Genomic DNA, 25,819 nt, shown 5'->3' with positions numbered 1-25,819 from the left:
CTCGTTAAGGCCTAAAAATGGACATAAGGAGGAGCGAACACATTGCAATTTACAGGTATATTACTATTAATTATTTTGGTTTGTGTGCTTGGTTACTTTGCCTATTACTTCTACCGAAATAAAAATACGCAAAGCATCCGAGAACTTGAAGCAAGAAAAGAGGAGATGATGGCGATACCGATTGCCAATCAACTCTTCCTCCTTAAGAATATGAGCCTATCGGGTCAAACAAAACGCAAGTACGAGAGCCTGGTTAATCAGTGGCAATCCATTACCAACTTCCAGTTTGTAGAGATTGAATCTGCCTTGGTTGGCGCACAACAATATGCCGATCAATTGAATTTTATGCGGACTGGCCGGACTATTGCTCAAGCACGTCAGTTGATTGATGAAACCATGGTTAAGGTGCAAGACCTCCATCAAGACTTGTCCGATCTTCTGCAGGTTGAAGTTGATAACAATGAGTTGAATGCGGCTTTACATGAGCGTTATAATGCAGCCCGTAAGAATGTCATGAACCACAGCTTTGATTATGGTCCTGCCATTGAAACCCTGGAGAAGAACCTCCAGTATTTGGAACTCAACTTCACCAAATACAATGAGTACACTGAAAATGGTGACCATCTTGAAGCTCGTGACATGCTCAAGACCATTGATGCTGACATGACTAGCCTTGAAGATATCCTGGAACGTATTCCGTCAATGTACGACAAGATTAAGAATGAATACGAAGACTCCTTAGATGATTTGCGTGAAGGCTACCAAAAAATGGTAGATAGCCGCTTTGACTTTGATGGTGTAGCTATTCTAGAAAAAGTGGACGAGATTCAAGAAAAATTGAACGACGCCAAGAATGAAATTAAAAATGCCGATTTATCAGAGGCTAAGACTTTGATGGATAAGGCAGAACGTGATATCAAGTCACTTTATGACTTAATGGAGACTGAAATCGAAGCTAAGGATTACGTCAATAAGAACATCCAAAGCCTTCGCCGTAAAATCGATGAAGTAGCTGAAAATGGCCGTTATGCTGGCATCGAAGTAGACCGCATCGCGCAAAGCTATATTCTCCATGAGAACGAAGTGGATCAAATTGCTGATTTAAGCGACCAAATTCGTCATGAATATAACCGATTCAAAGACTTGGTGGCTGAGACAGAAGGCTCTGCAGTGGTTTACACCCAAGCTGAAGGCCGCATTAAGAAAATTCGCAAACGTATCGAAGAAATTGATGAGCAAGTATTGGCAATCACCAACAAAATTGCTCAACTCAATACTCGGGAGAAGGACGCCAAGACTAACTTGGATGACTATGAATTAGCTCTACGCAATATTAAGCGTCGGATTGAGAAAAGTCATTTGCCTGGTCTCAGTGATTCCTTCTATGACCAGTTCTATCGTGTAACAGACCAAATTGAACACTTGGCTAAGCAACTCAACCGAGTTCGTATTGATATGGATGAAATTGAAAGCTTAGAAGATGAACTGGAGCGTCACCTTGCTGCTTTAGAAGAAATGACGGAATCAGTAGTAGACAGTGCTATGTTGACCGAATACATGATTCAACAGAGCAATCGATTCCGCTATGACTACCCTGAAGTGGATGCAGCAATCAAAGAGGCTCAGTACCTCTTCCATCGAGAGTTTAAGTACCAAGAAGCCTTGGCTGTTATTGAGAAATCCCTACGGCGGGTGGATCAAGAAGCGCCAACCCAAGTGCGTCGTATGTACCACCAAGAAAAGCGGAGCAGCCAATTTTAAGTTTACTAGGTGAAATAGTTTAGAGACAAAAGGCCCAAGACACTTGCTGTCGGGCCTTTTTGTAAGAGGAGGAAAGCGATGATTTATTTGGATAATGCCGCAACCACCCGGATTCATCCCCAGGTCTTAGCTAGCTATAGTCAGGTGGCTCAAGAATTTTTTGCTAACCCGTCAAGTGCTCACGGCTTGGGTCGCAAGAGCCGACAACTCTTAGAACAAGCCCGCACTCAAGTGGGTCAACTTTTAGGTTACCATCCTCAAGAAATCTACTTTACTAGCTCAGGGACTGAAGCGAATAACTGGGTCTTCCAACGGATTGTGACCCAAGCTCACAAACGCCGACCAGAGGCTAAACTTGTTTTGGTCAGTCCCATTGAGCATCCTGCGGTCTTAAGACAACGAGACTACATCGAAAGCCAGGGCTTGACTTGGGTAACTTTGCCAGTATCAGCCCAAGGTCAAGTAGATTTGGAGGCTTTCCAGGCTAAGTTAGGCCCAGAAGTTTTGTTGGTTTCCACCATGGCTGTCAATAATGAGATGGGCGCCTGCCAGCCTTTGGATCAGATGGCGCAAATCTTGGCTGACTATCCATATATTATCTGGCACGTCGATGGGGTTCAGGCAGTTACGACTGAATTGTCTCGAATTCAAGAGGCTCGAATTGATTGTTTAAGCTTGTCCAGTCACAAGTTTCATGCGTCGCGCGGTGTAGGAATTTTGGCTTGTCGCCAGCGAGTGGATTTAGTTCCGCTTATAACTGGAGGCGGTCAGGAGCAGGGACAAAGGTCCGGGACTGAGAACCTAGCCGCCATTGTAGCGACTGCCAAGGCCCTACGTCTAGCCCAAAGTGAACAAGCTCAGACGCGTTCGCGACTTAAGGCCTATCGCCAACAACTAGCACAAGCCTTAGAGGCGCAAGGGTGGGTTGTCTTTGCCCAAGAATCAGCCGCATCCCACATTCTTTGTGCCGCTCTTCCGGGTATTCCTGGTGAGGTCTTACTCAATGCCTTCGAGGCCCAGGATATCTATGTCTCAACTACAAGTGCTTGTTCCAGTCGAGTTAAATCTGACCATCATAGTTTGGCTGCCATGGGGGTAGCTCAAAACTTAGCCCAGTCCGCCTTGCGCTTCAGCCTAGCGGCGGATACCAGTGACCAAGATATTGAGAACTGTCTAGTTGCTATTGCGAAAATTAGTCAACAATTTGAGAAAACACGAGGAAAATCATGAGTCAAAAACAAATTCTTATTCATTACGGCGAACTCTCTACTAAGGGTCGTAATAAAAAAATGTTTATTAATAAATTAGCTGAGCATATCCGCTACCGTACCCAGGATTTAGAACGTATTAAGATTGTACCTGAATATGACTTTATGCATTTGATTTGGCAGGAAACGCCTTACCAAGCAGTGATTGAACGGCTTGAGACAGTGCCGGGTATTTCGCGTTTCGAGCCAGTCTATCGGGTGGACAAGGATTTGGACGCAATCAAGGCGCAAGCGCTGGCCTTATTTGAAGAAGTGAAGCCAGCTGCGGGTAGTTCTTTTAGGGTTTTGGCCAAACGTTCTGACAAGACCTTTGCCTACGACACCATGGACCTACAAAGAGAAGTAGGGACCAGCCTAGGTTTAGCCTATCCTGACTTGGAGGTGGACTTTAAGACCCCAGATTATAAATTAACCATTAGTATCCAAAAGGCAGGCGCCTATCTAAGCCTCTTGTCCTACAAAGGGGTAGGGGGATTACCTTATGGTGCTAGTGGTCGCGCCTTGCTCATGCTGTCTGGGGGGATTGACTCTCCTGTGGCAGGCTATCAGATGATGAAGCGTGGTTTGGAAATTGAAGCAGTTCATTTTGCTAGCCCACCTTATACGAGCCCACAAGCTATTGAAAAGACCAAAAAATTAACTGCTCAATTGGCTCAATATGGTCGAAGCTTGACTTATCATTGCGTGCCTTTTACTGAAATTCAAGAAGAAATCAAGGACAAGGTCCACGATGATTTTTCCATGACCATTATGCGGCGTATGATGCTTCGGGTCATGGAGGCGCTACTCGATCGGCAACAAGCTGATGCCATTGTGACGGGTGAATCCTTAGGTCAAGTCGCTTCTCAGACACTGAAGAGCATGCGGGCTATCAACCAAGTGACTTCCGTGCCAATTTTGCGGCCTTTAATTGCGGTAGACAAGAACGATATTATCGTGCAGGCTGAAGCAATCGGGACCTATGAAATCTCCAATGAGCCATTTGAAGACTGCTGTACAGTTTTTGCGCCTAAATCACCACGGACCAAGCCCAAATTGACGTCTGTAATGGAGTTAGAAGCTCTCCTAGATGTGGAAGGTTTAGTTGAGCGCGCGGTTACCGCTACCCAAACTGAAGTTATTGGCGCGGATTACGGTAAGGTAAGTAACCCAGATTTTAGTCACTTATTATAGATTGTTTGATTGCAGCCTGGAGGTTTTGACTTCCAGGCTGTGATTTTTATCTCTATGTCATAAAATCGGATTGTAAGCTAATAGAAACCTTGTCAGTCTAGCCTTTATCAGGCAAAAATAGCCTTTAAGAAATGGGTCAGAATCATGACAAATTCAAGATAAGGAGATTAACTATTTCTTTTTCCCTCGAACTTATGTTATCATAGTCTTGGACTTGAAGGAGTGATAGACATGCAGACGAGTGTATATGGTATGGCAGTACTATGTCTCCGTCTCATCATCCTAGGGATGAGTCTCCTCATTTTCCGGGGTGTGAACTGGAATCAGCTCATGCGCCAGAATGCTAAGCAAGGAGCCTACGCAGTTTATGTCATGGTTAGCCTTGCAGTGGGGCACTTAGTCGGGTCGTTTATGATTGAAATGACGGAATCCTTACAGAACTTATTGTTAGGTTTCCTTAAATAAGAGAGTGTATCCCTATTTGTTCGCTCCAAAACGAATAGGCGTAAGAATAGGAGAATTTTTGATGGAAGAGATTATTGTTCAAGGTGGTAATCGATTAGAAGGGGTAGTCAAAGTAGAAGGAGCTAAAAATGCGGTCTTGCCAATTTTGGCTGCGGCTATTTTAGCAGAAACAGGCAAGGTTCATTTGTCTAATGTGCCTGTTTTATCAGATGTCTTTACCCTTAACAACTTACTGACTGCAATTAACGTAAGCAATGAATTTGATCAAGAAAACAATGAAATGACTTTAGACGCAACCGGTCCTGTGTCAACCACAGCTGATTATGACTTTGTCAGCAAGATGCGGGCATCGATTGTTGTGATGGGGCCACTCTTGGCTCGCTTTGGTCATGCACGAGTGGCCATGCCAGGTGGCTGTGCCATCGGGACTCGTCCTATTGACCTCCATCTCAAGGGCTTTGAAGCTCTGGGGGCAAAAATTACACGCGCAGCAGGCTATGTTGAAGCGCAGGCTGATAAGTTAGTGGGTGCGCGTATCTACTTGGACTTCCCAAGTGTGGGCGCGACTGAAAATATCATGATGGCGGCTGTCTTGGCAGAAGGTACTACCATTTTAGAAAACGTAGCGCGTGAGCCGGAAATTGTGGATTTAGCTAACTTCTTAAACCGTATGGGGGCCGATATTGTCGGTGCTGGGACGGAAACGATTAAGATTCATGGGGTCAAAGCCCTACATGGCACCTCCCATGATGTGATTCCAGACCGAATTGAAGCAGGTACCTTTATGGTGGCAGCTGCTGTTACCCAAGGCGATGTCTTGGTTGAAGGGGCTGTGTCAGAACACAACATGCCATTGATTAGTAAATTACGTGAAATGGGTGTTGTATTCCATGAGTACCAAAATGGTCTGCGGGTTATTGGGCCTAAGACCTTGCAACCGACAGATGTTAAGACCTTGCCATATCCTGGTTTTCCAACCGATATGCAGGCACAAATGTCAATTGCTCAACTCTTAGCTGAAGGCTCAAGTTCCTTGACCGAAACGGTCTTCGAGAACCGCTTTATGCATTTTGAAGAGTTGCGCCGGATGAATGCCCACTTCACTATTGATCGCCAAAATGTGGTCATGGAAGGTCCTACCCAATTCTATGGTGCTAGTGTTAAGGCCACCGATTTACGCGCGGCTGCAGCCTTGATTATTGCCGGCTTGACGGCTGAAGGGGTGACCCGCGTTTCTGAATTGAAGTATCTAGATCGTGGCTATTTCCGATTCCATGAGAAACTCAAAGCCTTAGGTGCTAATATTGACCGGGTGAATAGTGCGCAAGTAGCAACGCCTCAAAAGACTACGACTCTTGCATAGAGGAGGGTCTTAAATGGCTAAAAACGTCGGAATCGACTTAGGAACAACAAATGTTTTAGTGAATTTATACGGTAAAGGGATTATCCTGAATGAGCCTTCTGTCGTAGCCATTGATACACGCAGCCAAGAAGTCATTGCTATTGGCCATGAAGCCTATGAGATGATGGGCCGAACACCTGAATCTATTCAGGTCATTCAACCGCTAAAGGGTGGCGTCATTGCCGATTTTGATATCGCAGAGGCCATGCTTATGCTCTTCATGCAACGTTTGAATTTAACCTCTTGGTTTGCTAAACCCAATGTTTTAATTTGTGCCCCATCTAAGGTGAGTGAGATTGAACGCCTAGCCTTAATTGAAACTGTTGAACGTGCAGGTGGAGGCCGTATCTACTTAGAGGAAGAACCAAAGGTAGCCGGTGTAGGTGCTGGGATTGACCCACTAAGCTCATCGGGTAGCATGGTCATTGATATTGGTGGTGGAACAAGTGACTTTGCTGTCATCTCTGCAGGTGAAGTAATTGCCAGTGAATCCATTAAATTGGCTGGCGATGACTTAGATCTAGCCATTATTCAATATCTCAAAGACAACTTCCATATTCTGGTTGGTGAACGTTCAGCCGAAAGTCTGAAGAAGGCGGTAGCGTCTGCAGTTCTCTTACCGGAAGAAGAAGTAGAAACCTATGATGTGAAGGGACGCGACCTCTTGACTGGCTTGCCTAAGTCAGTGAATGTCGACTCTAATATGATTTGTCAGGCTATTCGACCAATCTTGATTGAGATTGCTCGTGTCGCTAAGCGAGTCTTAGAAACAATCCCACCTGAGATGGCAGCTGATGTTATGGAGAAGGGCATCCTCTTAACAGGGGGAGGCGCCTTAATCTATCACATGGATACCTTCCTGACAGATTTCCTTAAAGTCAGCGTCCTTAAGGCTGAGCAGCCTATGAACTGTGTGGCCATTGGCTCAGGTTTGATGTTGGATTTAATTCTCTCAGGCAAATTAGAACGTACCAACCCGACATGGCGCCAACGATTGAAGCGCCGCTTACAACGTATCAAACGTCGTATTTTAGGGTAGAAAGGAGTCCTTATGGCAGAAAAACTTATGAAAAAATCCGTCTGGGCCACTGTGGGCAAGACTTTGTTACGGGTCATTATGTACCTACTCTTACTTTTCTTGTTTTTTGTCATCGGGCTGATTATCGGCTATGCCATAATTGGCAAAGGCAACTTCTGGGAAGTGCTGAGCCAAGATACTTGGCGTCATATTATTGATTTAGTCATGAAATAGAACAAGCGTCTACTCCATTGGAGTAGGCGCTTTTTTATATATTGGCGAGACTATTTTTCAAGTTCTGAGGCTTGTGACTAGGGATAGGCAAGGGCGGGATTACGTGCTATAATAAGGGGAATGAGGGGGTGAAGTCGTGTATCCATTTGATTGGCGGGAAGTGCTATTATATTTATTACCAATTGTATATGTCATTTTATTTGATCGCTTTTTCCGCGAAGCGATGGCTTCGTTTGCCTTCTACAAGTTTTCTCTAGCTGAAATGCTCCTCCCCATGTGGTGGGTCTTGATTCATGGCTTCAGTAGTTTTATCTTTGGCTTCAGCCTAGGACTCTTAACCCTCTATCTGACCTTGATTATTCTAGTAGTCCACCTCTACGACTACATTCGGCGGATTGAAGTTTTTAGTTACCGACGCTACCTTCACCAAGCTAGTCGAGTCGTCTTCCTATCCTTTTCTAGTATGTTATTAGGGCTCATGCTCCTTCGCATTGCTAGCCTCTGGATCCTTTAGGGAAAATCCCCCACCTCTCCACCACGCCCACCCACCTGGTAAAACCTTGATATAATAAGCTTTTTAAGCTCCGCTAGTTTTCTAGTGGGCTTTTTTTTATGAAATTTAAAAGAATGAGTGGTGAAAAGTGGTGGATTGTGGTAGAATATGGGTAAGCTATCATGGGAGGTGTATGCAATCGTGTTAATTGGAGAATTTCAACATAATATTGATGCCAAAGGGCGATTGACTATGCCTGCTAAATTTAGGCCTGAATTAGGTGGCCAATTCGTGGTGACCCGGGGCTTGGATGGCTGCTTGTTCGGATACCCTATGGAAAATTGGGCCCTTCAAGAAGAAAAATTAAAGAAACTCAACCTAATGAAAAAAGATGCTCGGCAATTCGCCCGCTTCTTCTATTCAGCTGCCACTGAAGTAGAAATTGACAAGCAGGGTCGGATTAACTTGCCACAAACGCTTCTTGACTACGCTAAGATTGATAAGGAATGCCGTGTCATCGGTGTTTCAGATCGTATCGAAATTTGGAGCAGCGAACGTTGGGATGAATTTGTCGGTGACGCCGAAGAAAATTATGAAGCAATTGCTGAAGGTATGATGGATTTTGACCTGTGATGGAGTGAAGATAATGGAATTTAAACATGAGACGGTGCTCTTGCATGAAACCGTTGATGGTTTGGATATCAAGCCAGACGGCGTCTATGTTGATTGCACCTTAGGGGGTGCTGGTCATGCCCAGTATTTACTGGGCCAACTAGGACCTCAAGGGCATCTCTATGCCTTCGACCAGGATATGACGGCCATTAACAATGCCAAACTTAAATTGGCTGACTATGTTGAAAAAGGCCAAGTCACCTTTATTCACCAAAATTTCCGTCATTTGAAGCAAGCTTTAGAAGAACTTGGGATTAGCCAAGTGGATGGGATTTACTATGACCTTGGAGTGTCTTCGCCACAACTTGATGTGGCCGAACGTGGCTTTAGTTACGGTCAAGAGGCCCGTCTAGATATGCGGATGAACCAAGAACAGGCCTTAAGTGCCTATGAGGTCGTCAACGAGTGGCCTTATGAAGACTTGGTGCATATTCTCTATCGTTATGGGGAAGAGAAGTTTGCCAAGCGTATTGCACGTGCTATTGAAGAAAGACGTGCTCAGCGACCTATCGAGACAACGACTGAATTAGCAGAAATTGTCAAAATGGCCATTCCTGCTGCTACCCGTCGTACGGGTGGGCATCCAGCAAAACGTAGTTTCCAGGCCATTCGAATTGCTGTCAACGATGAGTTGGGGGCGGTCGAAGATTCATTGGAGCAGGCGCTAACCCTTTTGAAACCAGAGGGGCGTGTTAGCGTCATTACCTTCCATTCCCTGGAAGATCGGTTAGTTAAGCAATTATTCAAAGAAGTAAGTCAAGAGCCAGAAGTGCCTCGTGGCTTACCCGTTTTGCCTGGCCAGATGCAGGCGCCTTTTACCTTGGTTAATCGCAAACCGATTGTAGCCAGTCCAGAAGAACTAGAGGCTAACAATCGTTCGCGGAGCGCAAAGTTGCGCATCCTCCGCAAGAATTCATAGAAAAAGTAAGAATTAGAGAAAGAAAGAAGGGATACCATTGGCTGAAACTGTAACAAGCGAACAATACTTTAAGCGCAGTTCTCAGGCTCGTTACCGCCAAGTGGCAAGCCCAGAGCCGCCTATAGCGACCAGTGCGGCAATTGACGACAGCCCAGTATTAGATGCACCTGATTTAGTCAGTCGTCCGAAAGCAAATAGTCAAACTAAAAGCAGAGTGGGTTCTTTGAGACTCAGTCGTTATGAGATTCTGATGCTCATGCTAACCTTTTTGGTTGTGGTGGGGAGTGTCTTTATTAATCTCATCATGCAGTCCAAGACTCAATCTATTCAACGTTCTAGTCAGGAGTTGATGCAACAAACTTTAGAGTTGCAGAAACAGACAGATGTCATGCGTGACCAAATGACGGAACAATATAAATACGATAGCATTAAGCAAGCGGCTGAAAAGCAAGGAATGAAAGTCCGCCAAGATAGTGTGAAGGATTTGACCAAGCCATGAGTCAACCAAACAATCAAATGATTCAACGTAATCTCAGATTCTTGGCAATCCTCCTTGCTGGATTAGCAAGTATCGCGATTTTCCGTTTCACCCAAATTAGCCTTTTCAAAACAAGTAATGGGCAGGATTTAACTGCCTATCATGAAACAGGGACCAAGAGAAGTAGTATTACCGAGGCAAGGCGGGGGAGTATCTTTGACCAACAAGGGAACCCTATTGCAATGGATACTACTTCTTATTCTCTTTTTGCGGTGCTTCGCAGTGATTGGGGCGACACGAACCTTGTCAAAGATCCAGACGTGACGGCCAAAGCCTTGGCTAAGCATTTAGGATTAGACCGTGACAAAATTTTAGCTCAGCTTACTCAAAATAATGTTTACCAAGTAGAGTTTGGGAACGCAGGACAACATTTATCATCTGAAACTAAAAAGGCCATTGAGGCTGAAAATCTACCGGGTTTAGTTTTTGTCAGTGAAACAACACGTAAATATGTTAATGACGTCTATGCCTCTCACTTAATTGGCTACGCGACGGCGGCGGCTAAAGAAGAAGATCAACCCTTAAGTGCTCAAGTCTTGGATGGCAAACTTGGCCTAGAGGCTGCTTACAATGTTAGCCTTAGTGGTCAGGATAGCAACCAGTCATCAAGCCGCCAATTAATTGGTAAGGATTTACATCTGACTTTAGACTCACGTCTACAAAACAAACTGGAAGAATTAATGAGCCAGTACCAAGCGACATACCAGCCGGAAGCATTGCAAGCTTATTTGGTGGAGGCTAAGACTGGGAAGCTAGTAGCAGCTTCCCAACGACCAAGTTTTAACCTCAATACTCGTGAAGGCATTGAGGCAGAATGGAAAAACTTAATGGTAGAAGAAGCCTATGAACCAGGTTCAACTATTAAGATTCTGACCATGTCGGTGGCCTATGACCGCCAACTCTATAAACCAGGTGAACTCTATCAATCAGGCTCCATCCAAGTCTACGACCAAGTGGTTAAGGACTATAACAAAGTAGGTTGGGGTCAGATTAGTTTTGAAGAAGGCTTGGCACGTTCCAGTAACGTGGCCATGGTCAATCTGGTTAACCGCATGGGGGACCAAGAATGGGTCAAGAAGTTAGGTGACTTTGGCTTCGGCAAGGGAACTGACTTCGGTCTTGAAAATGAAACAACAGGTAACTTCCAATTTGACAACCCGGTTTCACGAATTATGAGTGGCTTTGGTCAGGGATTCTCCGCGACCCCTATTCAACTCTTACAAGCCTATAGTAGTATAGGTAATCAGGGCCAAATGCTGAAAGTCCAAGTGGTTCAAGGATTGGATTCAGCAGGTGAATTCCAAGCTCGTGTCTTAGGGAAGCCTATTTCTAAAGAAGCAGCTAACCATGTACTCCAACTTATGGTGGACACGGTTGAGAAGCCCTATGGGACTGCCGTTTCCTTCCGTAATCCTTACGTTAAGGTTGCGGCCAAGACAGGGACCGCTCAAATTGCCGATCCCAATGGTTCAGGCTATCTAACGGGAGCCAATGATTACTACCACTCAGTGGTAACCTTCTTCCCGGCAGATAATCCTAAATACATGCTCTATATGGCCATGAAGCGACCACAACAAGATCACGGGCTTCTTGGTTCGCAGATTTTAGGGAAACTCTTTAATGACTATATTGAATATATTATGGTGAAACCATAAGAAGAAAGAAGGACATAGGATGCAAGTAGAAGACTTACTAAGAGCAGTTCCTAGTGGTCAATTGTATGGCCCAGAAATCAAGGGGGAAATCACGCAACTAGTTAACGATACACGTAACTTAGTGCCTGGTTGTGCCTTTGTTGCTATTAAGGGCCTACAATTTGACGGTCACACTGCTGTGGATCAAGTAGCAGCAGCTGGGGCTAAACTTATGGTGGTAGAAGTCCTGCCTGAAAATTGGCAAGACTACCCATTAAGCTTTTTCTTGGTTCCTTCAACTTTCCGAGCACAAGCTTTATTAGCCAATCAATTTTTCGGCCGACCTACGGAACAATTGAATGTGGTGGCAGTCACGGGCACCAATGGTAAAACAACCATTTCTAGTCTCATCAGTGATTTGCTCATGCGATTAGGGCATAAGACAGGTCTAATTGGGACCTTACATTATAAGGTCGACCAGACCTACTATCCGTCTATCAACACAACGCCAAATGCCTTAGCCCTCCAGCAATTATTTGCTGAGATGGTATCAGTAGGCTGTCAGGATGCCCTAATCGAGGCTTCGTCTCATGCTTTAGCCTTGGGGCGTCTTTGGGCAACAGATATTGACTGTGCCATCTTCACCAACTTAACTCGGGAACACTTGGATTTTCATAAAACCATGGAAGGTTATGCCTATGCTAAGTCCTTGCTTTTTGCCCAACTAGGACAAAAGTTTGCGGGAGAGGGGCCAAGACTGGCTATTATCAATGCGGATGATCCTTATGCTTCCATTATGATGCAAGCAACTTCAGCGGATGTTTTGACTTATAGTCTTGAAGATCCTAAAGCTAGTGCCTATGCTGACCAACTAGCAGTACAGGATGGTAACCAAACCTTCAGACTGCATTACCGCAATCAGACCTATCAAGTTGTGAGCCCTATGCTTGGCGCCTACAACGTAGCTAACTTTATGGCGGCCTTCCTTTGTTTGGTAGACTATTACCATGTCCAACCTCAAACAGTAGTTGATCTAATGCTCAGCTTTGGTGGGGTTGAGGGCCGGATGCAAAGACTAGATTTAGGGCAAGAATTCCAAGTTGTAGTCGACTTTGCTCACACCCCAGATGCCATTGAACGTGTACTACAAGAATTAAAGGCCCAATCTCCAAAACGTCTAGTGACAATTATTGGCCATAGTGGGGGCAACCGTGATAGCGGGGCGCGCCCAGAAATTGGCGATAAGGTCTTTGAATATTCGGATTGGATTATATTCACAGCTGATAATCCAAGGCATGAACCTGTGGCAAAGATTTGTGCTGAGTTAATTGGAAATCACGATGAAGTGCCTTATCAGGTCATTGAAGACCGTAAGGCGGCTATTGACTATGTCATTTCTCAGGCGCAAGCAGGGGATTTATTGGTCTTTGCCGGCAAGGGGAGTGAGCCCTACCAGATTATTGGTGATGACAAGCTACCTTATGATGAAGTAACAGAAATTGAAGCGGCTTTTACCCGCCACTTTGGCTAGGAAGGCCGAAGAAATAGTAAGCAGAGAGGAAGAGAGAGATGGAATTACTATTGCCAATGGCCGTGAGTTTTGCAATCACGGTAATCGTTATGCCGTTCTTTATCGGCTACTTTAACTATCGAAAGATTGGACAGACAACCCGTGAAGAAGGCCCTAAGTGGCATGAAGTCAAGACAGGGACACCTACCATGGGTGGGACGGTCTTTATCATGGCCATTTTAGTAACACTTCTAGGAGCTGCTGCACTCTTGCGACTCTTAGACGGTGGTGTCTGGATGCTCCTATTAACTTTCTTGTTATTCGGCGGGATTGGCTTTATCGATGACTTTATCAGTATTTTCCGCCATCAAAATGAAGGCTTAACACCGCGCCAAAAATTCTTAACTCAATTGATTTTTTCTGGAATTATCGTTCTAATTGGCCTTTTGAACAAGGTTGAATTAGCCTTCAACCTAGGCCCAATTCTTATCAGTAACGCTGTTGTGATTGGTATTTTCGCCTTTATCTGGATTACAGGTTTCTCCAACGCTGTCAACTTGACAGATGGTTTGGATGGTTTAGCAACAGGCTTAAATATTTTTGCTTATGGTGTTTATGGGGCCATGGCACTTAAGAGCAAACAAACCTCCTTAGCCCTGATTTGTTTGGTGGTAGTAGGTGCATTAATTGGCTTTTTGTATTATAATAAAAAGCCGGCCAAGATTTTCATGGGGGACGTCGGGTCCTTGGCATTAGGCGCTGGTTTAGCGGTGATTTCGCTCTTAGTAAACAATCCTTGGAGTTTACTCTTAGTCGGCATCGTCTTTGTAGTAGAAACTGCCAGCGTCATGTTACAAGTAGCGTCCTTCAAGCTAACTGGTAAACGAATTTTCAAGATGAGCCCAATTCACCATCACTTTGAAATGAGTGGTTGGAGTGAACAAAAAGTTGTGACCGTATTTTGGCTCGTTGGCCTCTTAGCAGGGTTAGGCTATTATTTCATATTCTAATCAGATAAGGTGTGGAGTTTAATGGGACAAACAGGTCAAGATTTAAAAAATAAAAAAGTGCTAGTAATGGGTTATGCTATGACAGGACGATCAGTCGTTGAATACCTCTTAACCCAGGGAGCACAAGTAACCTTAAATGACCGGGGAAATCTTCTAGAAGATTCGTCGGTCCATTTGCTTATGGACAGAGGTGTCAAGGTGGTGGATGGTGGACATCCGCTAGAACTTTTAGACCAGGACTTTGATTTTATGGTCAAAAACCCAGGGATACCTTATCATGTGCCTCTAATTGAAGAAGCTCAAAAACGAGGTTTACCAATCTATACAGACATTGAGCTAGCCTCTTGGATTGCACCATGTCCTATTGTGGCTGTGACAGGAAGTAATGGCAAGACCACCACGACGAGTTGGATTCACCAAATGCTAGCACACCGACCACAAGGTCAGGCGCGTTTAGCAGGAAATATTGGGGTGCCATCACTTGTAACGGCTAACCAAGCGAGTCCTGATGATGTAATTGTCATGGAAGTATCCAGCTTCCAATTGATGGGAACCGAGAAGTTCCGACCAAGTATTGCAGTTATGACCAATCTGACCTCAGCCCATTTGGATTACCATGGGAGTCAGGAAGGTTACGAGGCGGCTAAATTCAAGCTAGTGGCTAATCAGACGGCGGCCGATTTTTGGGTCTATAATGTGACAGATCCAACCCTTCGTGCGCATGCCAATCAGGTTAAAGCCCAGCAGGTGCCATTTAGCCATTTGCCAGCCAGCCCTGAAGTGCAGGCCCAGGGTGCCTATCGCCAAGGGGATGCTCTATATTTCCGCGGTGAGGAAGTAGCCAAAGTGTCACAAATTGGCGTGCCAGGTGATCATAACGTTCAAAATGCCCTGGCAGCAATTGCAGTGGCCAAGTTATTAGGCGTCTCCAACCAAGCTATTCAAGCGGAGTTGAGTGCCTATGCTGGCATGCCTCACCGTTTGCAACCTATTGCTAAATCAGCGGGTCGTATCTTCTACAATGACTCTAAGTCAACCAACATGGTAGCAGCTACTACTGCTCTTAAGAGCTTTACCCAACCAATCCGTTATATCGGTGGTGGCCTAGATCGAGGCAATGAATTCGATGATTTAATCCCCCACTTGGAGCATGTTGTAGAGGCCTTTCTCTATGGGGAAAGTAAAGAAAAAATGGCTAGAGCTTTCCAACAAGCTGGGGTGCCAGCCATCCATCTTTATGAAAACTTAGACCAAGCGAGTCTGGCTGCCTATGAGGCTGCTCAAGCAGGAGAAGTGGTCTTATTCTCACCTTCATGCGCAAGTTGGGATCAATTCGCTAACTTTGAGGTGCGAGGTCAGCATTTTGTGGACTTGATTCAGTCTTATCTGGCTGAAAAACCTTATAAGGACTAAAAGGGAGGTAGTCTAGCATGACTGAGATTAAACGTATCGTACTTTCAGGTGGCGGAACAGGTGGTCATATCTATCCAGCTCTCGCCCTCTATCAAGTCATTAAAGCCAAATATCCGGATGTAGAGTGCCTCTATGTTGGTAGTAAGAAGGGCTTGGAGGCAGATATCGTTGCTAAAGAAGGGCTCGCCTTCCAATCAGTTGAGATTCAGGGTTTAAAACGTTCTTTATCCCTTGAAAACCTTAAGACAGCTTGGCTTATGTTAACCAGTGTCCACAAGGCAAAAAAGATCTTACGGGACTTTAAGCCAGATGTGGTGATTGGGACAGGAGGTTATGTTTGTGCACCAGTCCTCTATGCAGCTAGCCGTCTAGGTATTCCAAGTTTAATTCATGAACAAAATAGTGTAGCAGGTGTTACCAATAAATTCCTTAGCCGTTTTGTCAATCGCATTGCAACTTGCTTTGAAGAAGTGAAAAGTGACTTTAAGGGGCAAGAAGCCAAGATTATTTTAACTGGCAATCCGCGAGGCCAAGAAGTAGTAGCTACACCTAAAATGGACACCATCCTTTCAGAGCAATTCCAGTTGGATGATCAAGTGCCAACTGTCTTAGTATTTGGGGGGAGCCGTGGTGCGCCAGCTATCAACCAGGCGGCCGTTGAAGCCATTCCGTCCTTTGCTGGAAAAGACTACCAAGTGATTGTGGCCACAGGGCGAGTGCATTATGATGAATTGCGCCAAAGCCTTAAGGAAGAGCTACCGTCTAACGTCCGTCTAGTGCCTTATATCGACAATATGCCAAGCCTCTTGCGTCAGATTAAGTTGGTAGTTGGTAGAAGTGGGGCAACTAGCTTAACGGAATTAACGGCATTAGGCTTGCCAAGTATTCTGGTGCCAAGTCCTTATGTTACTAACAACCACCAGGAACACAATGCCATGGCTCTTGTAGACCATGGAGCCGCTCGTATGATTAAGCAAGCGGATTTGACTGGGGCTAGCCTAGTGGAGACCATCCAGGAACTGATGGCTGACCCAGAAAACCTAGAGAAAATGGCTCGCTCAGCCTATGAATTAGGAATTCGTGACGCCTCAGATCGCTTAGTCAAAGTTCTGGAAGAAATCATTAAGTAAGAAAAATAAAATCTAGAGAGAGGAGGGAAGTAATGGCTAATTATCGTCTGGATCAGCGTAGTCGCTACCAAGAAGATTATCAAGAGAACCGACAAACGCTCAACCAACGCCGCCAACCTAGCCGGCAAAGAAGTCAGGGCAATTACCGCTTAGATGCAAATGGACAACCTGTTATGCGACCTAATCAGGATCGACAGCGTCCTCGCCCTTATCAGGAAGCGCGCTATGACTATGAAGATGAGCATAGAAGTCCCAATCAGACTGATATTTCAAGTAGACGCCAGGGCAATCATCGGATTAAGACCTACGGTACTCAGCCAAGTCCGGCCTGGACCGATTATGAACAGGACTATGAGACACGCGTTGTAACTAAGCCACGAGCTGGTAACTATCGTCAAACACCTCATCACACTTCCCTCCCTAATCAAGAAAAATTAAGTAAGGAATTTGGACAAGCACGTTGGCCTAAGGGCAAGATGAAGCTCTTTTCCGTCTTCGTTGTCTTAGTTTTAAGTCTGGCAGTGGTGGGTTATCGACTCTTGCCAACACATTATGTCAATGCTGTTCAGATTGTTGGTAATCAGCGAGTGGATGGTGAAGCTATTGTCGCCGCCTCAGGTATTCGCGATTTTGACCGCGTCAAAGACATCATGGCTAAGCGCAAGTCGATTGAACAAGCCATTATGAAGGAGAATCCTCTTGTCAGCAAGGTGACCTTACGTCGTCCTAATATGCAGAGTCTCCAACTAGAAATAGAAGAGCATGCCATTGTAGCCAAGATTAAATCAGGAGACCAATGGATTGCTGTCTTAGATAATGGAACTTGGGGTGATTTTAGTGCCAGTGTGGCAGCTAAAGAAGCTGTCAACCTAGACCAATTGCCAGAACTCTTGGTTCAGGCCCCATCAGGGCGAGTAACGGAGTTGACCACCATGTTGAAACAAACCCCACCCGATATTCTCAGCCAAATTGAAAGTCTCAAGCTAGGTCAAGAGGCCAGCAAGAATAGTGCCTTTGAAGCTAAGATGCGGGATGGCAACCTGGTCAAGGCAGTTCTACCAACCTTCAATCATAAGATGACCTTTTACAATCAAATGCTTAAAGAATTAGGTGACAAGAAGGGAACACTTAATCTGGAAGTAGGAGCCTACTTTACGCCATTTACAGGCCAACAACGGCCAGTAAGGGTCCAGTCTGGACAACAACCTTAATAGATAAATAGAAGCGAGGACTTAGTCCTCGCTTTTACTATAGGTCCGTCTTCATAATGCCTTAAGAGCAGGATTGGGATGGCCTGATTATGTGAATAAGAACTTACGGAGACAAATAAGGAAAAAATCTATATTAATTCTTTGTGACAGGCATTATTTCGCTTCATATCAAGGCCAGTATGTGATAGAATTATAGGGAGAGATTATATCTCATCCAGGGAGACCAAACTCCCCTGTGAGAGGACAAAGGAGGGCTAACGCTTGTGAGAACCCCAGAAATTTTTGTTAGTTTAGATATTGGGACTACCTCAATTAAAGTGGTTGTAGCTGAGCACATGAATGGCCAAGTCAATATTATCGGTGTAGGTAATGAAAAGTCACGTGGCTTAAGCCGTGGCGTGATTGTTGATATTGATGAAACGGTCTATTCCATTCAACAGGCCATTGCGCAAGCAGAGCAAAAAGCACAAGTTAAAATTAATGATGTCATTGTCGGCGTACCAAGTAACAAGCTGATGATTGATAACTGTCACGGTATGATTGCTGTTTCCAGTGATACCCGTGAGATTACCGAAAAAGATGTTAATAATGTTATTATGGCTGCTAAAGTGCGGTCTGTCCCACCTGAACGGGAAATTATTTCCATCATTCCAGAAGAATTTATTGTGGATGGTTTTACCGGTATTCGCGATCCTCAAGGCATGATTGGGGTTCGCCTAGAACTCTACGCACGCCTGATTACAGGTCCTAAGACCATCATCCACAACATTCGTCGTTGTGTGGAGAAGGCTGGACTCAACATTACGGAATTAGTGGTACAACCTCAAGCTATTGCAGAAGTAGCCCTAACGCCTGATGAACGTGAATTTGGGACCATCATCGTAGATATGGGTGGGGGCCAAACCAGTGCCTCAATCATCTATGATAACCAATTGAAGTATTCCTTCGTTGACCAAGAAGGTGGCGACTTCGTCACCAAGGATATCTCCTTAATCCTCAATACATCCTTAGAGAATGCGGAGCGGATTAAGCGTGAATTTGGTTACGCAGTCTCTCGTCAGACTTCTGAAGAGGAATACTTCCCAGTGGAGACAGTTGGACGTAAGGAACCTGTCCGCGTAGATGAACGCTACTTATCTGAAATTATTGAAGCCCGTTTGGCACAAATCTTCGAGACAGTTCGAGATGACTTAGAAGGGGTCGATGCCCTCGACTTACCAGGCGGTTTCGTTCTGACTGGTGGAGCAGCTTCCTTGCCAGGCGTCTTAGAACTAGCCCAAGAGTATTTTGGTCCTAAGGTTCGCCTCTATATTCCAGAGCAAATGGGGATGCGAAACCCAGTCTTTACAACGGCTATTGGCATGGTAGAATATGCAGCAGGCCTAGATGTTGTGCATCGTATTGCGCAAGGAACTTATCAAGCAGCAAGTGCACCACGTCAAGATCGTGGGTTTGAGCGGCCTTATCAAGAGACTGCATCCCAGGATGTAACAAACCAGCCAATGATGCCACCTCGTCAGCAAGCACCTCGCCGTCCGGCAAGACCAGAACGTCAACGGCCGGTAGCAGAGCCAGTATCAGATTATGATGCGTACTCCAACCTTGGAGGCTATGCTGCTGAAGAAAGCAACTATGTTCCAGAACCAGAGGCAGGCGTTAATTATGATAACCCAGTCCCTGTTGTAGGAAATGGCATTATCAGTAAAATCCAAGCATTTTTCAGAACATTTTTCGATTGAGATTCAGGAGGAACGATTTATGGAATTAGCATTTGATTCAATTAGCGGCCGTGACGGCGCCGTTATCAAAGTCATCGGGGTCGGTGGGGCCGGCGGTAATGCCGTTAACCGTATGATTGCTGAAGGCGTCCAAGGGGTAGAGTTTATTGTAGCCAATACAGATACTCAAGCTCTCAAAGGCTCACAAGCAGAAACTAAGATTCAATTAGGTCCTAAGGTAACCAAGGGATTAGGGGCAGGTTCAGTCCCTGAAGTAGGTCTTAAGGCTGCTGAAGAAAGCGAAGAACAAATCCGTACAGTACTTGAAGGCGCAGACTTAGTCTTCGTAACAGCTGGTATGGGTGGGGGGACCGGTACGGGTGCTGCCCCAATCGTAGCGCGCATTGCTAAAGAATTAGGCGCCTTAACAGTGGGTGTTGTGACACGTCCATTCACCTTTGAAGGTCCTAAACGTGGTCGTTACGCTGCTGAAGGTCTTAAGAACTTGAAGGAAAACGTGGACACCTTGGTGACCATCTCTAACAACCGTCTCTTAGAAATTGTTGACCGCAAGACACCAATGTTAGAAGCTTTCTCTGAAGCGGATAACGTTTTACGTCAAGGGGTTCAAGGGATTTCTGACTTGATCACTGCGCCAGGTTACGTTAACTTGGACTTTGCTGACGTGAAGACAGTCATGAAAGACCAAGGGACTGCCCTCATGGGTATTGGGGTGGCTTCTGGTGAAAACCGTACAGCTGAAGCAACTAAGAAGGCTATTTCTTCTCCACTCTTGGAAGTTTCAATCGATGGGGCAGAACAAATCCTCTTGAACATTACCGGTGGTTCTGACTTAACCCTCTTTGAAGCACAAGATGCTAGCGAAATCGTGGCGAATGCTTCAACTAGCGACGTAAACATCATCTTCGGTACTTCTATCAACGAAAACTTAGGCGATGAGGTAGTAGTTACGGTTATCGCAACTGGGATTGACACTGAAAAGAACGCACCTAGCAAGATGGCTCAACGCCCAGCGCGCAACAATTACAATGCAGCGCCTGCTAGCAATGCACCAGAACCAAGCCAACCAGCAGTGTCACCAAGTAATGACATTGAATTAGCACCACGCGGTCGCGAGAGCGAACGTGACTTATTCAGTGACTGGGATATCCGTCGTGAACAAAGCACTCGTGAGTCTGCTCATGAGATGCCACAGCGGACTTTCCAACGGTCAAGTGACGTTAGCCGTAACCGTCAAGTTGACACAACGGAAGATAACGAACTTGATACACCACCATTCTTCCGCAAACGCCACCGTGGCTAGTTTGATTAACTAGTTCTGGGCAAGCACCATGGGCACGCAAGTCTACGCTTCTGGGCGCTAGCTAGCGTGCCTATGGTCGTTATTGAAGAAGAAATCAAGTAAAGAGGTAGAGCTATTATGCTGATACAATATATTTCTTGGGCCTTTACGGCTTATGAGACCCTCATTCTTATCTGGGCTATCATGTCCTGGTTCCCTGATGCCCGTTATAGTGATTTGGGACGTTGGGTTGGGAGACTAGTTGAGCCTTATGTTGAGCTATTCGATCGCTTTATCCCTCCAATAGGGAGTGTCAGTCTTTCGGCCTTTGCGGCACTTGCGGTTCTCCATTTAGTGCGTAATTTTCTCTTTCGTCTCTTGATTGGGGTGTAGTCCCATGAAAGAGGGCATTTATCAACATTATCGTAAAGAAGAACAGGCCTTCATTGATTATGTGCTAGAACAGATGGCCTATGCGGCTAGTCGCTATTGTCCGGTCACTAGTTACTTTGTGACTCCGCGTGAAGCCCTGATTGCCCAGCAATTGGCTAATGGACAAGATGAAGTCCAATTAGCCTGTCAAGGTGGCTTGCCAGGAGCTGAACGTCAAAGACTGGTTTTTTATCCTCAGTATTATGATTTAGAAACTAGCGACTTTCAGATTCAGGCCCTGAAGATTCACTTTCCGCAGAAATTTGCCAATATACGACATGGGTCTATCCTTGGTTCCCTCCTAGGGGCTGGGCTAGAACGCAATCGAATTGGTGATATCATCACTGATGGTCAAGACTGGCAAGTGCTAGTGGATGCAAAAATTGCGCCCTATGTTTGTCAAAATGTGACCAAAATGGGAAATGTCGGAGTAAGACTTGAATATATTGAGCCTGATCAGGTTCTGACGCCACAAGTTCTCTGGGAAGACCAGACGGTCATTACCACATCATTAAGGCTTGACACTATGCTGAGTAAAGTCTATAATTTTTCTAGACAGCGTGCAAAAGAAGCCGTCTTAGGGGGCTTGGTCAAGGTCAATTATTTAGAAATTAATCGACCGGATTTTGAGCTAGAGGCAGGCGACTTTGTCTCGCTTAGGAAGTTTGGACGTTTTCAAATTGATGCCGAAGAGGGTTTGACTCGTAAAGACAATATTCGTCTTAAGGTCAAAGTCCTAGTCGTCTAAAGAAGAGAGCAAGAACAAAGGAGTGTGTGACATGCCAATTACACCAAATGATATTTTAACCAAAGACTTTGATCGCGAATTCAGAGGTTACGCCAGAGAGGAAGTCAATGAATTTCTAGATGAAGTTGTCGTTGATTACGAACGTGCTTTGGATCAAGTGACTGCCCTTAAACGCCAGTTAGCGGAAGCCGATGAGAAAATCAAGAATTTTGAGAAATTGCAAGAATCCTTGAATAGCTCAATCTTGATTGCTAACGAAGCCGCTGAACGCCTCAAACAAAATGCCCGCAAGGAAGCTGAACTCATTATTTATGAGGCAGAACGTGAGTCTGATCGCATCATTGCTAATGCACATGATACCGTCAACCACTTGGCTAATGAAGTAGAACTCTTACGTCATAATGGACGCAACCTCCAATTCGAAATGCAACGCATGTTGACTCAACAATTGGATTTAATTAAGTCTCAAACATTTGAACAGGAAATTGCTTTTGCAACACCTACGACAGAAGATAGTCAAGCTGAAGAACGTAGTTCTGAGCGCGTGGCTGCCTTAGAACAAGAAGTGGAGACACAAGTTACATCTGACGTTGAAGAATTCGTCCATGAAACTCAAGGTGATGTAGAAGCTAAGGCAGCACCTGACAAGGATGACCAAGCTTCTGTTGAAAGTATCTTGGGCCAAACTATTAAAATTGAATTACCAGAAATGATGTAAGACCACTATCTTCACTACACATCCCCAGCGATCTAGGAAGGGTGCAAGCCTAGAGTTCCCTGTAGAGTAGATAATCAGCTTACTTATAATGCCCGGTGAACCTAAGTAGCCGGTGCCGCTTAAAGAGCGTTATCATGTAAGAGAATTTGTATGACTACAAATAAAATTGGGTGGTACCACGTTGCGACGTCCCGTTGAGGGGCGTCTTTTTATATTTTTTTGTAGTTAATACTGTCAAGAAAGGAATATTGCCAATATGAAACTAAAAGAGACCCTCAACCTCGGTAAAACCGATTTCGCCATGCGGGCGAATTTGCCAACAAAAGAAGTTATCCTACAAAAAGAGTGGGAAGATGCGAATCTTTATCAACAAATCCAAGCTAAGAATGCTGACAAGCCGACTTATGTGCTCCACGATGGGCCTCCATATGCCAACGGGAAAATCCACATGGGCCATGCCCTCAACAAGATTAGTAAAGATATTATCATCCGCTCTAAATCTATGTCTGGCTTCCGGTCACCTTATGTACCAGGTTGGGACACACATGGTCTACCAATCGAATCAGCCCTGACCAAGCAAGAAGGGGTTGATCGCAAGTCCATGTCTGTGGTTGAATTCCGCAAACTCTGTCAAGAATATGCCCTGCGTCAAGTAGAAGGCCAAAAAGCTGACTTCAAACGCCTAGGTGTAACAGGTGAGTGGGACAATCCTTACTTGACCCTAGCCCCTGAATATGAAGCAGCACAAATCCGTATTTTCGGCCAAATGGCAGCAAAAGGCTACATCTACAAAGGCCTGAAGCCAATCTATTGGTCACCATCGAGTGAATCGTCCTTGGCGGAAGCCGAAGTTGAATATGCAGATGTAACCTCTCCTTCTATCTATGTAGCTTTCAAGGTCAAAGACGGCAAAGGCATTGTGCCTGAAAATGCTGAGTTCGTAATCTGGACTACCACGCCTTGGACCTTGCCAGCTAACTTAGGGATTTCAGTGAGCCCTGTAGCTAGCTATGTTCAAGTTAAAGTGGGAGACCGTCATTTCATTGTAGCCCAAGACTTGCTCGAGTCACTGGCTAAAACCCTCAACTGGGAAGATTATCAAGTAGAGGCTCACTATCAAGGTCAAGATTTTGACCGACTCACTGCTTGGCATCCTTTCTATGAACGAGAGTCGCTACTCATGGTGGGAGATCACGTTACCTTAGATGCCGGGACCGGCCTGGTTCATACCGCTCCTGGCCACGGGGAAGACGACTATTATGTTGGGAAAGCCTACGGCTTAGATGTATTGTCTCCGCTAGATAACCAAGGCCACTATACTCATGAAGCTCCTGGCCTCGAAGGTGTCTTCTATGCCAAAGGGAACAAACTAGTAGTGGAATTGCTCAAGGAAAAGGGCGCACTCTTGTCTTACTCAGAATTTGTCCACAGCTACCCACATGACTGGCGGACTAAGAAACCTGTTATCTATCGGGCAACACCACAGTGGTTTGCTTCTATTGATAAATTCCGTGAAGAATTGCTTAATGCGGTTGAAACGCAAGTTAAATGGTACCATCCATCAGGCCAACCACGTATCTACAACATGATTCGTGACCGGGGCGACTGGGTCATCTCTCGTCAACGGGCATGGGGTGTGCCACTTCCAATCTTCTATGCTGAAAATGGGGAAGCGATCCTAACAGCTGAAACCATTGAGCATGTGGCAACTTTATTTGAAACACATGGTTCTAATGTCTGGTTTGAACGTGAGGCTAAGGATCTCTTGCCTGAAGGCTTCACGCATCCTGCAAGTCCAAATGGTAAATTCACCAAGGAAACTGACATCATGGACGTATGGTTCGACTCTGGGACCTCATATGCAGGAGTTTTAGAAGCCAGAGATTATCTGACTTTCCCAGCAGATCTCTACTTAGAAGGGTCTGACCAATACCGTGGTTGGTTCAACTCAAGCTTTACCACTTCTGTTGCTGCTAAGGGCGTACCACCTTATAAGGCAGTACTGTCTCAAGGTTTCGTCTTAGACGGTAAGGGCAACAAGATGAGTAAATCATTAGGCAACGTTATTGTGCCGGAAGAAGTCATGAATGAACTTGGGGCTGACATTATCCGTCTTTGGGTTCTCAGTGTCGACTCAGAATCAGATGTACGTATTTCTAAGGACATCCTTAAGCAAATTGCTGAAGCTTACCGTAAAATCCGGAATACCATCCGCTTTATGTTAAGCCATGTGTCAGACTTCGACCCAAGCAAGGATAGTGTGGCATTTGAAGACTTACGTCCAGTTGATCAATACATGACGGCTAAGTTCAAGCTTTTTGTTAACGATCTTTTAAGTGCCTACGATAAGTTTGAATTTGCTAGCATCTATAAGAAAGTCATCAACTTCATGACGGTTGACTTATCTGCTTTCTACCTAGACTTCGCTAAGGACGTGCTTTACATCGAGGCACCAGATAGCTTGCCACGTCGTCAAATGCAAACTGTTATCTACGGCATCTTACGTGACCTCTTGCCACTCTTAACTCCAGTCCTCTTACATACCATGGAAGAAGCTTGGAAGGAATTGCCAGGGGTTGAAGGTTTTGTTCAGTTAGCAGAATTCCCTCAAGCAGTTGATGGGGTTGCTTATCAAGCCCTTGTGGATCAATGGAAGCTCTTCTTCCACATCCAACAAGGGGTGCAAAAGGCCTTAGAGGAAGCGAAAAATGCGGAGCAAGATCCAATCAAGAAATCTTTTGAAGCAGCTGTAACCCTCTATGTCAATGAAGAACAAGCCAAGGCTTTGAAGGCCTTGAGTCAAGATTTAGATCAATTACTCATTGTCTCTCATCTAGACTTAGTGACCACGCCGGCACCAGATCACGCCTTAGTCTTAGACGATTATGCTGTTTCTGTTAGCCGCGCTCAAGGGCATGTCTGTGAACGCTGCCGGGCAGTTCGTCCAGAAGTGGGAACCATTGCGGAGGCACCAACCCTTTGCCACCGTTGCCACCAAATTGTCAAAACGCATTACCCTGCTTACTTTGAAGCAGAATAATAATATAGT

Annotated in this window: 23 protein-coding genes; all 23 read left to right on the top strand. The window is 45.2% G+C overall.

What is annotated here, in order from left to right; all coding sequences use genetic code 11:
* Positions 1-42 precede the first annotated feature (42 nt).
* The 23 genes from GCWU000182_RS01460 (at position 43) to ileS (ending at position 25,810) form a co-directional block, all read left to right on the top strand.
* The gene (locus tag GCWU000182_RS01460; protein WP_035363880.1) at positions 43-1,761 is read left to right on the top strand and encodes a septation ring formation regulator EzrA; all 1,719 of its coding nucleotides are present in this window, start codon (positions 43-45) and stop codon (positions 1,759-1,761) included.
* 78 nt (positions 1,762-1,839) lie between these two features.
* Positions 1,840-2,991, top strand: coding sequence for a cysteine desulfurase family protein (locus GCWU000182_RS01455; protein WP_023390956.1), 1,152 nt, complete (start codon positions 1,840-1,842; stop codon positions 2,989-2,991).
* On the top strand, positions 2,988-4,202 hold the full coding sequence (thiI, locus tag GCWU000182_RS01450) for a tRNA uracil 4-sulfurtransferase ThiI (RefSeq protein WP_023390955.1): 1,215 nt from the start codon (positions 2,988-2,990) through the stop codon (positions 4,200-4,202). The genes GCWU000182_RS01455 and thiI overlap by 4 nt, the downstream gene beginning before the upstream one ends.
* A 231-nt stretch (positions 4,203-4,433) precedes the next feature.
* A complete protein-coding gene (locus GCWU000182_RS01445; protein WP_023390954.1) occupies positions 4,434-4,667 on the top strand; it encodes a DUF1146 family protein in 234 nt (77 codons plus the stop codon).
* A gap of 61 nt (positions 4,668-4,728) precedes the next feature.
* Complete coding sequence (gene murA, locus GCWU000182_RS01440) at positions 4,729-6,030, top strand: UDP-N-acetylglucosamine 1-carboxyvinyltransferase (RefSeq protein ID WP_023390953.1); 1,302 nt, start codon at positions 4,729-4,731, stop codon at positions 6,028-6,030.
* Between the two features lie 13 nt (positions 6,031-6,043).
* Positions 6,044-7,108, top strand: a complete 1,065-nt coding sequence (gene mreB, locus GCWU000182_RS01435) for a rod shape-determining protein (protein ID WP_023390952.1) — start codon at positions 6,044-6,046, stop codon at positions 7,106-7,108.
* A gap of 12 nt (positions 7,109-7,120) precedes the next feature.
* Entirely contained in the window at positions 7,121-7,321 is a 201-nt protein-coding gene (locus GCWU000182_RS01430; protein WP_023390951.1) for a DNA-directed RNA polymerase subunit beta, read from the top strand.
* A gap of 136 nt (positions 7,322-7,457) precedes the next feature.
* Positions 7,458-7,835: a hypothetical protein gene (locus tag GCWU000182_RS01425; protein ID WP_035363878.1), complete on the top strand. Its 378-nt coding sequence runs from the start codon at positions 7,458-7,460 to the stop codon at positions 7,833-7,835.
* Positions 7,836-8,015: 180 nt separating this feature from the next.
* Positions 8,016-8,447, top strand: coding sequence for a division/cell wall cluster transcriptional repressor MraZ (gene mraZ, locus GCWU000182_RS01420; protein ID WP_035363876.1), 432 nt, complete (start codon positions 8,016-8,018; stop codon positions 8,445-8,447).
* Between the two features lie 10 nt (positions 8,448-8,457).
* Positions 8,458-9,405, top strand: coding sequence for a 16S rRNA (cytosine(1402)-N(4))-methyltransferase RsmH (rsmH, locus tag GCWU000182_RS01415; protein WP_035364380.1), 948 nt, complete (start codon positions 8,458-8,460; stop codon positions 9,403-9,405).
* A gap of 37 nt (positions 9,406-9,442) precedes the next feature.
* Entirely contained in the window at positions 9,443-9,904 is a 462-nt protein-coding gene (locus GCWU000182_RS01410; protein ID WP_035363874.1) for a hypothetical protein, read from the top strand.
* Positions 9,901-11,598: a peptidoglycan D,D-transpeptidase FtsI family protein gene (locus GCWU000182_RS01405; protein ID WP_023390946.1), complete on the top strand. Its 1,698-nt coding sequence runs from the start codon at positions 9,901-9,903 to the stop codon at positions 11,596-11,598. Before GCWU000182_RS01410 ends, GCWU000182_RS01405 begins: the two co-directional genes overlap by 4 nt.
* 19 nt (positions 11,599-11,617) lie before the next feature.
* Positions 11,618-13,108, top strand: a complete 1,491-nt coding sequence (locus GCWU000182_RS01400; protein WP_023390945.1) for a UDP-N-acetylmuramoyl-L-alanyl-D-glutamate--2,6-diaminopimelate ligase — start codon at positions 11,618-11,620, stop codon at positions 13,106-13,108.
* A gap of 38 nt (positions 13,109-13,146) precedes the next feature.
* Positions 13,147-14,097 (top strand): phospho-N-acetylmuramoyl-pentapeptide-transferase, encoded by a 951-nt coding sequence (gene mraY / locus GCWU000182_RS01395; RefSeq protein WP_023390944.1) that lies wholly within the window; start codon positions 13,147-13,149, stop codon positions 14,095-14,097.
* Between the two features lie 21 nt (positions 14,098-14,118).
* Positions 14,119-15,510: a UDP-N-acetylmuramoyl-L-alanine--D-glutamate ligase gene (gene murD / locus GCWU000182_RS01390; protein ID WP_023390943.1), complete on the top strand. Its 1,392-nt coding sequence runs from the start codon at positions 14,119-14,121 to the stop codon at positions 15,508-15,510.
* A gap of 17 nt (positions 15,511-15,527) precedes the next feature.
* Positions 15,528-16,640: an undecaprenyldiphospho-muramoylpentapeptide beta-N-acetylglucosaminyltransferase gene (gene murG / locus GCWU000182_RS01385; protein ID WP_023390942.1), complete on the top strand. Its 1,113-nt coding sequence runs from the start codon at positions 15,528-15,530 to the stop codon at positions 16,638-16,640.
* Positions 16,641-16,672: 32 nt separating this feature from the next.
* The gene (locus tag GCWU000182_RS01380) at positions 16,673-17,851 is read left to right on the top strand and encodes a cell division protein FtsQ/DivIB (RefSeq protein WP_023390941.1); all 1,179 of its coding nucleotides are present in this window, start codon (positions 16,673-16,675) and stop codon (positions 17,849-17,851) included.
* Positions 17,852-18,114: 263 nt separating this feature from the next.
* Positions 18,115-19,590, top strand: a complete 1,476-nt coding sequence (ftsA, locus tag GCWU000182_RS01375; RefSeq protein ID WP_023390940.1) for a cell division protein FtsA — start codon at positions 18,115-18,117, stop codon at positions 19,588-19,590.
* A gap of 19 nt (positions 19,591-19,609) precedes the next feature.
* Positions 19,610-20,893 (top strand): cell division protein FtsZ, encoded by a 1,284-nt coding sequence (ftsZ, locus tag GCWU000182_RS01370; RefSeq protein WP_035363871.1) that lies wholly within the window; start codon positions 19,610-19,612, stop codon positions 20,891-20,893.
* A 117-nt stretch (positions 20,894-21,010) separates the two neighbouring features.
* Positions 21,011-21,265, top strand: a complete 255-nt coding sequence (locus GCWU000182_RS01365; RefSeq protein ID WP_023390938.1) for a YggT family protein — start codon at positions 21,011-21,013, stop codon at positions 21,263-21,265.
* A gap of 4 nt (positions 21,266-21,269) precedes the next feature.
* A complete protein-coding gene (locus GCWU000182_RS01360; protein ID WP_023390937.1) occupies positions 21,270-22,052 on the top strand; it encodes a YlmH family RNA-binding protein in 783 nt (260 codons plus the stop codon).
* Positions 22,053-22,083: 31 nt separating this feature from the next.
* Positions 22,084-22,770, top strand: a complete 687-nt coding sequence (locus GCWU000182_RS01355; protein WP_023390936.1) for a DivIVA domain-containing protein — start codon at positions 22,084-22,086, stop codon at positions 22,768-22,770.
* Between the two features lie 256 nt (positions 22,771-23,026).
* The gene (gene ileS / locus GCWU000182_RS01350) at positions 23,027-25,810 is read left to right on the top strand and encodes an isoleucine--tRNA ligase (protein ID WP_023390935.1); all 2,784 of its coding nucleotides are present in this window, start codon (positions 23,027-23,029) and stop codon (positions 25,808-25,810) included.
* Positions 25,811-25,819: the final 9 nt, after the last annotated feature.

Origin of the sequence: Abiotrophia defectiva ATCC 49176 (assembly GCF_000160075.2) — a bacterium.
In the GTDB taxonomy this organism is placed as follows: domain Bacteria; phylum Bacillota; class Bacilli; order Lactobacillales; family Aerococcaceae; genus Abiotrophia; species Abiotrophia defectiva.
Note: the sequence above shows the minus strand (reverse complement) of the source record. Positions and strands in the feature narration are given on the sequence as shown.